Here is a 13,394-nt window from a genome sequence, read left to right on the forward strand (position 1 = left end):
GTGTGAGGGCACGGCCGACCGGCCGAGCACGCACCACGCACCCCGCGCCAAGAGCTCTTGAGCCGTTGCGCTCCCACCGTCGCGCTCCCGCGGTCCGGTGACCACCGCCGGGCCTTCCCGGCGGCCGCCCCGCCGGAAGCCCGGCCACGACCCGGAGCGGACGGTCCGCGGCTCAGAAGCCGGTGTCGTACGTGTACAGGGCGCTGTGGTCGAGCAGGTTGGCCGGGGTGACCGTGTTCCACGGCTTCATCGGCTCGTTGAGGTCCACCACGTCCGGCGTGCCGGCCGTCGGCAGGTAGGTCTGGCCCGGGTTGCGCTTCTGCCACTCGGACCACAGCTTGTCGACGAAGCAGTGGTGCAGCCAGAACACCGGGTCGTTGGGCGACATGCCGGTGGCCATCTGGCCGCCCACCCAGACGTGCACCCGGTTGTGAAGGTTGACCCCGCGCCACCCCTCCAGGTTGTTGCGGAAGCCGGAGGAGGAGCTGTTCCACGGCGCGGCGTCGTAGGTGGTGATGGCGAGCACCGACTCGGTGTCAGGCCGGGTGGGCAGCTGGGCCACCCCGGCGCCGAGCTGGCGGCGCAGGTAGGTGCGGCTGTCGGTGTTGACGTTGAGCGGCCACTGGCCGGTGGAGAAGGCGAACGGGCCGGTGGTCACCTGGCCGTCGCTCGCGCGCCCGTTGCCGCCCATGAAGTCGGCGCCCCAGACGGTCGAGGCCGTGGTGCGGTCGGCGGTCCAGTCCCAGTACGGGAGGTTCACGCCCGGGTTGATGGCCTGGAGCGCCCGCTCGAACTGCAGCAGGTACTGCCGGTGCCAGGGCAGGAAGGACGGCGAGCGGTGCCCGGTCCGCTCGCCGTTGTCGACGTCGCTGAGGATGAACTGGTTGTGCGTGGTCACGAACGGGTCGTAGCCGCCGTTGGCCTTGAGCGCGAGCACCGCGTCGACGAACGCGCGCTTCTCCTGCGCCGTCAGGGTCGCCTGGTTCTTCCGGACTCCCATGAGTCCCCCCTCTGTGATGGTTGCGGATGTCGGTCGGCCGGTGGCCGGATCAGGCGGTCCTGACCGGGACGAGGGTCGCGCCCTGGAGGTCGTTGACGGCGGCCCGGGCGAGCGCGCGCGGCGTCGCGAAGGTCTGGTAGTGGTTGACGATGCTGATCCAGGTGCCGTCGGCGTTGCGCATCATGTGCAGCTCGTCGCCGTCGATCCGCACCTCGTAGCCGGTGCCGGCGCCGTGGTGGCCGCCGCCGGCGGTCGGGCCGCCCTGGATCCGCCGCCCCTGGAAGACCTCGTCGAAGCTGTCGGAGGCGCCGGGGTCGGCGGCGGTGGCGGCGCCTCCCCCCGGACCGGCCACCCCGATCACGACGGTCCCGGCGGCGACGGCCAGCGCGGCCGCGGCGCCCTGGAGCATCCGGCGGCGTGTCAGGTCCGTGCCCTGGGTCTCTTCGGACATGGTGATACCCCCTCAGGTACCCGCAACTGCGTTCGGGTACTGTTCACGAACGATTGTCTGATCGTTAAACGAAGGGGATTCCTTGATCGAACCCCCGGTTTCGATGCTCGCAAGGCCAGTTGACCAAGGGAACGGCCGATCGGCGGGGGTACGAAGGTTGGCTACATATTCAGTCATTTTCCGTCACCGACCGAACACGCGGCGATCACTCCCGGAATGAGGTGTCCTGCGGCACCCGCCGGGTCCCGATAGCGTGGCCGGTGACCGGAGTCGGCCCGCCCGACCCGGCCGCACCGAAGTGGACCGGACCACCACCGGAAGGACCCAGGCGATGGAGATCCTCGCGTACGGCGTACAGGTCGACGAGCGACCGCTGCTGGAGGAGGCGTTCGCGGACCGGCACGGGCTGCGCTGCCTCTCCGTCTTCCTCAACCGCGACACCGCCCCGCTCGCCGCCGGCTACCCGGTCGTGAGCAGCAGCGTCAACGCCGAACTGGACGCCGCGACGCTGGCCGTGCTCGCCGAGGGCGGCACCGAGCTGATCGCCCAGCGCTCCACCGGCTTCAACAACATCGACCTGGACGCCGCCGCCGGTCTCGGCCTGACCGTCGCCCGGGTCTCCCACTACAGCCCGTACGCGGTCGCCGAGCACGCCTGGGCCCTGGCGCTGGCCGTCAACCGCCGGCTCACCCGCGCCGCGAACCGCTCCCGCGAGTTCGACTTCCGTCTCGACGGACTGCTCGGCCGCGACATCCACGGCATGACCGTCGGCGTGATCGGCACCGGGAAGATCGGCGAGTGCTTCGCCCGCATCGCGGCCGGGTTCGGCACCCGGCTGCTCGGCTGGGACATCGCCCCCAACCCCGCCTGCGTCGACCTCGGCATGAGCTACACCGAACTGCCCGAGCTCCTGTCGAACGCCGACCTGATCAGCCTCCACGTCCCCCTGCTGCCCACGACCCACCACCTCATCGACACCGCCGCCCTCGCCCGGATGAAGACCGACGCGATCCTCATCAACTCCAGCCGCGGCGGGCTCGTCGACAGCGCCGCCCTCGTCGAGGCCCTGCGCGCCGGTCACCTCTCCGGTGTCGGCCTCGACGTGTACGAGGAGGAGACCGGCGTCTTCTTCACCGACCGGTCCATCCAGGGCATCACCGACGACACCCTCGCCCGGCTCGTCACCTTCCCCCAGGTCCTGGTGACCAGCCACCAGGCCTACTTCACCCACACCGCCGTCGGCCAGATCATCGACGCCACCGCCCGCAACATCGACGACTACGCCAACGGCCGCACCAACGAGAACACCCTCGTCCCCAAGACCTGACCCCCGGCCCGCCCGGCCCGGGGCGGCGGGCCCGCGGACATGACGGCAGGCCGCCGCCCGGCCGGTCCGGTGCTCCGGTCCGGCCGGGCGGCGGCCTGGAAGGCGGTCGGCCCGTCGGGGGGCCGGGGGTGCGGTCAGCCGGTCGGGGCGGCGTCGGCCGGCTGACGGCCGCAGAAGGCGGTCGCCAGCAGCTTCTGCGAGGCCGGCCAGCTCTGGCCGGTGCTCCGGTAGCCGTTGGTCGAGACCGCCACCACCCGGCGGCCGTCCGCGGTGCCGTAGAGCGCGCTGTTGTGGCCGCGGCCGGTGCTGCCGTTGTTCCCCCAGACCTCGCCGCAGGGCGTGGTCAGCCGGTGGATCCCCAGGCCGTACTGGGCGCCGCCGCTCTGCGGGGCGGGCGTCAGCATCTCGGCGAGCAGCGGTGCGGGGAGCAACCGGCCGCCGAGCAGGGCCCGGAGGAAGGTGCCGAGGTCCGCGGTGGTCGAGATGCCGGCGCCCGCCGCGTCCATCTCGCTCGGCTCCATCTCGGTGATGTCCACCGGACCGCCGGGCAGATCGAGGTAGGTGTGCGCGTGCCGACCGGGGATCCCCGTCGCGTGGGCCGGCATCGACGTCCCGGTCAGCCCCAGCCGGCCGATGATCCGGCGTTCCACCTCCCGCCGCCAGTCGCGGCCGGTGACCCGCTCCACGATCATGCCGGCCAGCAGGTAGTTGGTGTTCGCGTAGTACCAGCCCGTGCCGGGCGCGGCGTAGGGCGGGTGGCTGTTGGCCACCGCGAGGAGTTGCTGCGGCGTCCAGCTCCGCCAGCGCCCCTGGCTGAGCCAGGTCGGGTGGTCGAGGGCGATGGCAGGGTCCTCGGTGTAGTCGAACAGCCCGCTGGTGTGGTTGAGCAACTGGCGCACGGTGATGGCATCGCCGCCCGGGACGGCGCCCGGCAGCAGGCTCTCCACACTGTCGTCCAGCCCGAACCGCCCCTCGCCGACCAGTTGGAGGACGACCGTCGCCACGAGCGTCTTGTTCAGGCTGGCGATCCGGAACCGGCCGTTCTCCGAGGGCTCGGCACCGGTCGAGAAGTCGCCCACGCCCTCCGCCCCCTTCCAAGCGGTGCGCCCGTACTCGGTCACCCGGGCCAGGGAGCTGGACGCGCCGCCGACGGCGACCACGCCGTTCAGCGCCTCGTCCAGTGCCCGGCCGTCCACCCGGCCCCCGTGCGGGCCGCGGCCCGCCGCCTCCGGGCCGCTCCCCGGCTGCTCCTCGCCCACGGCCGCCGCTCCGGCCGGCCCGAAGCCGAAGGCGCCCGCCGTCGGGGAGGTCACGCCCACCAGTCCCGCGCCCGCCAGCGCGAGCGCGACGACCCGCACGGCCGTGCCGCGCCGTCCGCCACGGGTCCGCGCGCCGGAGGCCTCGGGCGCCCCGTTCCGGTGCTCCGTCACCTTCATAATTCCTCCTGTTGACATACTGGTTGATTTCATGACATTCAGACAAACGTCAGACTCTGACATATTGTCAGGCGGGCACGAACCGGTCGTCCACCCCCGGGAGCGCTACAGGCCGCGCAGGGTGCTGTCCACCGCCCTCATGTCGAAACAGCCGTCGGAGACGACGTGGGCCTCCCGGAAGATCCGGTCGGCGAGGATCTCGCGCTCCCCCGTGCCCGTCGGTACGCCCAGCAGCAGGCGCACGTCCTGGCCGGTCAGCAGCAGGACCAGGTCGTGCAGCAGGGAGTTGGCCTCGTGCGGCCGGGTGACCGCGGTGATCCGGGTCCGGGTCTGCGCGATCCTGGCCAGCACGCCACCGACGGCGGCCCGGGTGCGCGGGGTCGGGGCCGGAAGGCCGGCGACGGCGTCGCGCAGGCCGTCCAGGGACCGTCCGACCGCGGCGGCGTCCGCCCCGGGGGTGCGGAGCGGCCCGAGCAGGTCCAGCAGGGCCGCGGCCAGGCCGGCCTCGGCGCGGGTGTCCGCCGTGACGTCCTCCCGCGGGTTCGCCGGGGAGTTGTGGAGGACGTACCCCGCCCGGAGCAGGGTCCGGGCCTCGCCCTCCGGCAGGTCCGCCGACAGCGCCTCCGCCCCGGCCAGCAGGTCCGGCGCGACCCGTGCGGGGTCCAGCAGCTCCCGCAGCATCGGCATCAGCCGGGCGCGCTCCTGGCGGTAGGCGCGGTTGAGCAGTTCCCGGACCGTCTCCCAGGGGATCCGGGGCACCTGGCCCTCGGCCGGAGCGTCCGCCCGGACGCCCGGAGCCCCGTACGGAGGACGGCCGGTGAGGCGTGTCCCGTCGAACCGCAGCCCTCCCAGGGAGGGGCCCTCCGGTGCGCCCGCGCCCGGGAGCACGGCGGCGGTGACCGTGCCCGGGTGCGCCGGGCCGGTGCCGCGCCGGGGCGGCACCGGTGTCGCGAAGAAGTCGGTGACCAGACCGTTCTCCTGGAGCACCGTCACCCGGATCCCGGCGAGGTCGTGCTCGGTCCAGCGGGGGCCGGACCGCGCGCCGGGGGGCTCCTGGCGGGCGTCTCCCGGCAGGGCGGCCACCAGGCTCCGGCGGTCCGCCGCCGACCAGGTGTCGGGCATCCCCCGCCCGGCGTCGGCGGGGAGGCCCGGGCTGATGGCCGCGCCCGCCCCCGGCCGGAGTTCCGCCGTCGGGCCCGCCGCCTGCCGAGTGACCGGCCGCTGTACGGCGGTGGCCGACTGGGTGGGAGCGGACGGCGCCCGGCGGGGCCGTTCGCCCGCCGGGGCGGCGGGCGCGGCGCCGCCCTGCGGGGAGGACGGTTGTGCGGCGCCGACCGCTGCCGTCTCCCGGACCGTCTCGGCGGCCCGCGGCCGGGGCACCTCCCCGGGTGCCCTCAGACGCACCCGCACGACTCCTTCCGGAGGCTCGGGTCCTTCCACCGCCCCGGTGTCGAGATACAGCAGGCCGTCGGACCACCGGAGGAGATCGACCAGCTGCCGCCGCAGTTTGAAGTCCCGCAGGACGGCGGCCAGCGCGGCGACCGAGTCCTCGGTCCCCTTCCCCGGTTCGTCGGCCGTCTCCTGCTCCTCCTTCTTGCGCTCCTTCTCCCGGCCGTACTTGTAGAGCGCTTCCTTGTCGGCGTTGTCGAGGTTCCCGATGGTGCCCCACAGCACCATGGCCCGCAGGCGCTCATGACGAGCCAGGAACCCGATCACCGTACGCCAGAGCAGTTCGGGCCACGGGTTCGCGGCAACCCGGTCGGCGACCTCGCTGAGCGCCAGCTTCCCGTTCTGGTAGACGAGTTCGCGGGCCAGCGTGTTGATGAGGTGACGTGCCGCCCGAAGCAGGTCCTCGCGATCGGCCGTCGCGGACGTCTGCCCATCCGTCGCCGGCGCGGCCAAGGACTTCGACGGCAGCCAGGTGTTCCCCGTGCCGATCCCGAAGACGCCCGGCGTGACCCGGGGGAGGTCGCCCAGACCCTTCAGTTCCAGGGCACTGGCCAGATCCGCCCAGATGTTGAGTCCGGTTCCACTCAGGTACAGGACCGAGGTCCGGTCCCCCTCGGTCCTGTGACCCCGGACCCGGCCGATGTGCTCTCCCACCTGAGCGCCCACCCTTTCATGGGCCACGGTGAGACCATTCCTGATTTCGACCTTGAAGAAGACGCCACGGAACTGGTTCTCGGACGAGGTGCGCAGATAGTTTCCGCGCAGCACGTCGAGGTGACTCTCCACGGCCTGGTGCCCGGCCGGGGCGATCAGCACGGCGTTCGACAGGGTGCTGTCGGACATGCCGGCCCCGGCGATGGCGAACTGGCCCGACTTCGCGATGTTCCTGACCTCCCGTTCGAGGCCGCCCACCAACGGGTTGTCTCCGTCGTTGTAGATCCCGCCGAAGCGCAGGAGGATCTCCAGCCGCAGGATGTCGCTCGCGGAGGCGTACCCCATGCCCACGCCCCGGGACGTCTCCATCCTGAAGGGCGCTTCGAGACGCATCGGCCGCTCGGACGAGAACACCTCGTCGACGTTGACCAGCACGACCTTCCGCGTCTCCGCCCACGCCACCATGTCGCGCACGGTCACGAGTCCGGGAGTGTCCCGCTCCGTGCCCTCCGCCTCGTGCGCCCGCGCGATCCGCGCACGCGTCACGTCCGTCCAGACCACGTGGGTGAAGCCCTGACCGGGACCGCCGGCCGAATCCGCCACGTTCGTCATGAACGGGGCGGTCAGGCTCCCGGGGGCGGCCGACAGCGGACCGCCCAGCCAGATCGAGTGCACCAGCCGGGGAATGCGCACCTGCTTCAGACCGACCGACGACTTCCGTGACATCGTCGGGAACAGGGACCCGAGGACCGAACCGGAATCGCTGCCCAGGGCCGCCGGGGCGAGGTCCGCGGCGACCGGGGCCGGACCGCGCCTCGCGAGGTCCAACCGCCGGAAGAACTCCACCCGCGACACCGAACGCAGAGCCCGGTAGTCGTAGCCCCGGAGGAAGTCCGGCGGGGGCGGGACGACCCGGTCCCCGAACACGTCCGGCCCCAGCGCCTTCTCCATCTCGTCGTTCCCCGCGACGGCGGACACCTGGGTCATCCGGCGGACCAGCTCGTCGATCAACTCCTCCGCCGAGTAGGGCGCTCGCCGATCGTCCCCGATGCCGCTGCCGTTTCCCCCGTCGGCACGGGAGGCCGCGGACGCGGACGATTCGCCCACCTGCGCGCCCTCGGTCGCCGGGTGCGGAGCCTCCTCGCCGTCCGTCCCGCCCTCGGCCGTCGTGGTCACGGTCGGGCCCTGGGTCGGCACCAGAGGAGCCCTCTCGCCGACCGTCCGGCCACCGGGTTCGCCCCGGAGGTCGGTGATCACACCGTTCTCGGCGACCGCGCCGTCGTGCAGGACGGGTTGCCGGCCGCCCGGGTCCTGCCCGGGGCCGGCCGCCACGGCCTGCGGCTGGGCGACCGTGTGCTCCGTGGCGGGGTTCTGCAGGAGGGGGATCGACCGGGTGGGGGCGGCCGGCGGCCGGGGCACCTCCTCGGGTGCCCTCAGACGCACCCGTCGGACACTCGATCCCGAACGGAACCCCTTCACCACACCGGTTTCGGGTACCAGGAGGCCGTCCGACCACTCCAGGAGATTGACGAGGTCGGTCGTCGACGTCGCGTCCCGCAGGAGAGCGGCCGACCCGCCGACCGACTCCGTCGCGTTCTCACCGCTCGTCGGGGCGGCCTCCTTCTCCGGGTCCTCGTCCGCCTTCCCGACGGTGGCCCACCGCACCATCTCCCGCAGCTCCCGGCGCCGGGCGAGGAACCCGATCACCGTGCGCCAGAGCAGCTCGGGCAGCGGGTTCCCGGCGACCCGGACGGCGACCTCACTCAGCGCCAGCTTCCCTTCCTGGTAGGCGAGTTCGCGGGTCAGCGTGTTGATGAGGCGACGCGCCGCGAGCAGCACGTCCTCGCGGTCGGGTACCGCCGCCGTCGATTGGTTGCCGTGCTCCGTGGTCGGGACGGTGACGGCCACCGGCCGCTTCGGCGGTACCCAGGTGTTGCCGACGCCGATGTCGAAGACGCCCGCGGTGACCGCCGGGAGGCTGCTGGCACCACCCAGTTTCAGGCCGTGGGCCAGGTCCGCCCAGATGTTGACCCCGGTCCCGCTCAGGAAGAGGACCGCGTTCTTCTGCGCATCGGTCGTGTGGTTCTGGATCCAGACCGGCGGCCCGCTCACCGAGTCCAGCATCCTGCGGAGCGCGGGGGTGATCTCCTCCCCGGCCCGGTGCTGGAAGAAGTGGCCGCGGGTGTCGTTCTCGGCCGAGGTGCGACCGTAGTTGCGTTCCAGCACGGTGAGGTGCTCGTCCACGGCCCTGTGCCCGGCAGGGGCGATCAGCACCGCGTTCGCGATCCCCGTGCCGCCGACGCCCGCCCTGGCGATCGCGAAGTGCTTGTCGGCGACGATCCTCTCGACCTCCCGTTCGAGGTCGCCCAGGAGCCGGTTGTCGCCGTCGGTGTAGATCCCGCCGAACCGCCGGAGGATCTCCAGCCGCAGGATGTCGCTCGCCGAGGCGTACCCCGCACCCACGCCCCGGGACGCCTCCATCCTGAAGGCCGCTTCGAGACGCATCGGCCGCTCGGACGAGAACACCTCGTCGACGTTGACCAGCACGACGTTGTGCCCCGGCCGCGCACGCGCCCACGCCACCATGTCACGCACTTTGGCCCAGTCCGTACCCTCCTCACCCTCCTCCTCCGCCGCCCGCGCGATCCGCGCACGCGTCACGTCCGTCCAGATCACATGGGTGAAGCCCCGACCGGGGCCGGCGGCCGAGTCCGCCACGTTCGTCATGAACGGGGCGGTCAGGCTCTCGGGGGCGGCCGACAGCGGACCGCCCAGCCAGATCGAGTGCACCAGCCGGGGAATGCGCACCGGTTTCAGACCGACCGACGACTTCCGCCGCACCGTCGGGAAGGCGGACCCGACGACCGAACGGGAATCACTCCCCAGAGCCGTCGGCGAGAGGTCCTCGGCGACCGGGGCCGGACCAGTCCTCGCGAGGTCCAACCGACGGAAGAACTCCGCCCGCGACACCGAACGCAGTCCCTCGTAGTCGTAGCCCCGGAGGAAGTCCGGCGGGGGCGGGACGACCCGGTCCCCGAACACGTCCGGCCCCAGCGTGGCCGCCATCCCGTCGTTCCCCGCGACAGCGGAGTGCCGGGACGCCAGAACGACCAGTTCCTCGATCAGCTCCTGCGCGGTGAAGGGAAGTTCCCCACCATCACCGACGGCCCTGCCCACGCCCGCGGCCCCTCCCTGAGTGGCACGGGCGCGCGCGGACGCCGAGGACTCTCCCGCCCGGCCGTCCGCGAACTCCGGCTGGGACACCCGCGACCGCTCCATCGCCTCGGCCATGTCCTCGGCCTCCCGGTCCAGGACATCCTCCTCCGGGAGCGCGGGCGTCGGCGCCGGGTCGTCCGCGACCGCGCGGCCCTTGCCCTTGTCCTTGCCCTTGTCGGCGCGGGAGTCCGGGGGCGTGGCCTCCTCCTCGTCGTCCGTTCCCGCCCCGCTGCCCGCCCCGGCCGTCACGGTCCGGGTGGAGCTCTGGGTCGGCACCACCGGAGCCCGCACGCCGGAGACCGGGCGCGCGCCGTCCGCGGCCACGGCCGCAGCGCCCGCGTCCGCCGGCTCCGGCACCGCGCCGTCGGCCGGGGCCGACTGCGCACCGTCCGTGACCTGCGGGGGCACGGCCGCCTGCGGTGCGACGGGCTGCCGATCGACGGCGGCCGGCCGGCCGCCGTCGGCGGCGGCGGCCAGGCGGGTGCTCATCGAGGCGAAGGCACGCTCGGACTGGAGGTTGGCCGGGTCGTGGACGAGGCGGAGGTAGTCGTAGAGGACCTGCACGGACCTGTCCCGGCTGCCGTAGGACGCGTCGGAGACCAGCTCAAGGCGCTCGCCGATCTCCATCAGCGTCCCGTCGGCCTCCGCGTACACCGGATGCCAGACGAGCTCCACCTCCGAGTTGAGCGTCATGACCACGCGCAGCTGCGGAACCTCCTGCGCGATGAGGACGCTGTCGGGGTTGTACGTCCGCAGGAAGATGTGGACGAGCCCGCGGGCACGGTCCACGAAGGCCTTGGACAGGACGTTCCACAGCGGTGTCTTGAGCGACCAGTCCGGGGTCAGCATCAGTTTGTCGATCACACTCCCGAAGCGGGTGGCCTCCAACGGGGTGTGCCCCTTGTCGCGGGCGTAGTCACTGACCTCCCGGCCGCCCGACCACAGGGCCAGCGTCGGCTTGTCGATCTCCAGGTGGTCACCGACGAGCTCCACCAGCTCCTGGAACCAGGTGTTCGACGCGCGGTGGTCGCGCTGTTCCTGGCGATCGGTGTACGTCGCCATGGCCTCGTCGTTGAGCCGCCCCTGCTCGGCGATGCCACCGAGGACCAGTTGCCAGGCGGTGTCCGCGATGTCGTCGGGGAAGCCCGCCTCCGCCATCATGTCGCGGAACGAACTCCACTCGCCGTGCCCGGTGGGATCGATGGCGTGCCGCCGCGCCTCCTCCCTGGCCCCGGCGTCTCCTGCGAGCCCCGCCACGGCTCCGTTGCTCACCGCTCCCGGAAGGCCGTCGGAAGGGGCTGCCGGCACCTCGGAGGGCGCGCCCGGTACCCGAGCCGTGGACTGCGGCCCCGCACCGGCCCGGACCGCGCCGCCGTCGTCCTCGCGGGGCCTGGCGGCCGCGGCCGCCGAGGACTCGCCCGCCTGCTCACCCGGCATCACCGGGAGGGACGTTCCCACGCCCCGGAGCTGCAACGACTGCTCGGTCGCCGCGGCCAGTCGCTGTGCTTCCAGCTCCTGGCGTTGCTCCTCGGAGAGGACAACCCCCGACTCCGGAGCGTCCCCGGGGGCGCGGCCCTTGCCCTTGCCGGAACCGGGATCGGGGCGCGGGGGTTCCTGACCGCGCGCCGTGGCCGCCGTCGTCGTGGTCACGGCCGTCGTGGTCACGGTCGAGCTCTGGGTCGGCGCCAGCGGGGCCCGCTCTCCCCCGGCCGGGCGGGCCTGGGCCGGGCGGGCCGGGGCCACGGCCTGCCGTGCGCCGTCCGGGGCGAAGCGGACCCAGGTACCCGGTGCACCATCGGCGGCCGGGTACATCAGGAATCCGGCCTCCTCGTCCAACGCGGTCGGCACGGCCGCGATCCGCGCCGTGGGGGCCCACACCACGCGGCCCGTCCCGTTCGCCGTGATCTGCCCCAGGGACGGGCCTCCGTCCGAGGCCGGCAGTGCCGCGTCGCACGCCGCGAGCACGATCTCGCCGCTCGCCGCCATCCGTTGGACGCTCGGCCTGCGCCGCAGGGTCCGGGCCACACCCGCACCCGTGACCCGCGCCGTCGCGGCGGGACCCGATGTCGGCAGCACCGCGTAGTCCCGGTCCCCGTGCAGCAGGGCGAGGTAGAGCGGCCGGCCGGTGTCCCACGGCGCCTGCTGACGCCCGGTGATCAGCTTCCCCTGCGCGTCGACGTCCAGCAGGACGCGTCGTCGCAGGTCGAAACCGTTCAGGACTCGGCTGCGCTCGGCGAGTTCGGGTCCGGTATGGAACGCCCGTCCCTGGGAGCCGCCGGTGCCGGGCGCCACGATGGGCAGGCTGTGGACGTCCCCCAGACGCACGGTGCCGCCACCGACGACCGGGAGCTCCTGGTCCGGATCCCACAGCTCGGCCGGTTCGACGGTACCCGGCGCGGCGGCCGCCTCGCGGGCCTCCAGCTGCTCCCAGGTCTCCCCCGGCTCCGGGGCCCGGAGGATCCGCACCTCCTCCTCGGGCTCCGGCTCCGGATCCGGCTTCCGCCGGGCCGCGCCCTCCTCCTCGACCACCCGCCCCGTGGTCCCTTCCCGGCCCGGCGCGCCGACCGGGGCCGACGGCCCACCGTCGGGGACCTCGGTGGACGGGCCGGTGTCCCCGACGGGCGCCGCGGTGTCAGGATCCGACAGCGGGCCGTGCCCGGCCGGGCGGGCGGGGGGAACGCGCTCCGACAGAGGCCCCTCGGGGAACGAGGGCATCAGGCCACGGGCCGTCAACGCGTCGACGTCGACGCCGAGTTCGCCCGCCAGCCCGTGCCAGGCCGTGGTTTCGGCGGCCGTGATGTGCGGGGCCAGGTAGCGGTCCATCGCGTCGAAGTCGCGGGGGCCCGGGTAGTCGCGCATCGGGCCCCGCAGCGCGGCCTCGGTCTCCCGGGCGATCCGTGCCCGGGCGTCGGGCAGGGAGATCCGCCCGGCGGACCCGGAGTCACCGCCCGACTTGTCCCGCAGGTCCTGCAACAGCTCCTGCCACCGGGCCTCCTGGGCAGCAGCCGCTTCCGCGTGCGCGCGCTCGGCACGGGCCTCGGCCTCGGCCGTCGCCGCCTGGCGGCGCACGGCCTCGTCCCGGGCGGCAGCCGCTCGTTCCCGCCGTGCCGCCTGGTGCCCGGCCTCCTTCTCCGTCGCCCCGGCCGGCGCCCCGTCCTTCGGTCCGGTCCGGGCTTCGGCCCCCGCCTCGGCGTCGGCCATCCGCTCCTGGGCGGGCCCGAGCCACGGCTTGTCCTCCACCGCCGGACGGGCGCTCCCGCGCTTCGGCGCTGCCTGGTCCGGCTCCGGGGCGCCGGCCCTCTCCGGCGCCCCGGACTCCGCCCTCCCGGGCTGGGCGTCCGCCGCGCCCTCCTGCTTGTTCCCCGACCCCGCCGTGCCCGGGGACTCCTGCCGGGATCCGTCCTCCATGCGCGCCGGGCTCGACGGCCCGTCACTCCCGGGTGCCCGCCCCTCCCCGCCGAGGCGATCTCCCCGCCCCGAGAACGGCTCCGTCGTACGCGCAGACTGCTCGACGGACGCTCCGCCCCTCGACCCCGCACCCTCCGACGGAAGATCGGAAACCGTCACCACCTCCCGGGCACCGAACGGCCGCGCCACCGGCCTCACCGACCCCGAACCCTCACCCCCCGACTTCGCCACCCGCTCCAGCCGCTCCCCCTCCCGCGCCAACCGGCCCTCCGGGACCTGCGCCCCACCCTCACCCACCGACGACCCGGCCCTCGAACCGGCCCCCTCCGACACCGGCCCCCTCCCACCAAGACGATCACCCCGCCCCGAGAACGGCTCCGTCGTACGCGCAGACTGCTCGACGGACGCTCCGCCCCTCGACCCCGCACCCTCCGACGGAAGATCGGAAACCGT

At 73.7% G+C, this 13,394-nt stretch carries 5 protein-coding genes; 1 reads left to right on the forward strand and 4 read right to left on the reverse strand.

Annotation, left to right across the window (positions count from 1 at the left end; translation table 11 throughout):
- Positions 1 to 172 precede the first annotated feature (172 nt).
- Both ACFCX4_RS23650 and ACFCX4_RS23655 read right to left on the reverse strand, forming a co-directional pair.
- Positions 173 to 1,000, reverse strand: coding sequence for a tyrosinase family protein (locus ACFCX4_RS23650; protein WP_376145609.1), 828 nt, complete (start codon positions 998 to 1,000; stop codon positions 173 to 175).
- A 49-nt stretch (positions 1,001 to 1,049) separates the two neighbouring features.
- On the reverse strand, positions 1,050 to 1,451 hold the full coding sequence (locus ACFCX4_RS23655; protein ID WP_376145612.1) for a tyrosinase cofactor: 402 nt from the start codon (positions 1,449 to 1,451) through the stop codon (positions 1,050 to 1,052).
- Between the two features lie 331 nt (positions 1,452 to 1,782).
- Between ACFCX4_RS23655 and ACFCX4_RS23660 the strand changes: the two genes are divergently transcribed.
- Entirely contained in the window at positions 1,783 to 2,778 is a 996-nt protein-coding gene (locus tag ACFCX4_RS23660; RefSeq protein ID WP_376145615.1) for a 2-hydroxyacid dehydrogenase, read from the forward strand.
- Positions 2,779 to 2,912: 134 nt separating this feature from the next.
- Here the strand turns inward: ACFCX4_RS23660 and ACFCX4_RS23665 are convergent, their stop codons facing one another.
- Together ACFCX4_RS23665 and ACFCX4_RS23670 are read right to left on the reverse strand one after the other, a co-directional pair.
- On the reverse strand, positions 2,913 to 4,208 hold the full coding sequence (locus tag ACFCX4_RS23665) for a serine hydrolase domain-containing protein (RefSeq protein WP_376145618.1): 1,296 nt from the start codon (positions 4,206 to 4,208) through the stop codon (positions 2,913 to 2,915).
- Between the two features lie 111 nt (positions 4,209 to 4,319).
- On the reverse strand, positions 4,320 to 12,941 hold the full coding sequence (locus ACFCX4_RS23670) for a hypothetical protein (protein WP_376145621.1): 8,622 nt from the start codon (positions 12,939 to 12,941) through the stop codon (positions 4,320 to 4,322).
- Positions 12,942 to 13,394 lie beyond the last annotated feature (453 nt).

Source organism: Kitasatospora sp. NPDC056327, assembly GCF_042261735.1.
Taxonomy (GTDB): Bacteria; Actinomycetota; Actinomycetes; order Streptomycetales; family Streptomycetaceae; genus Kitasatospora.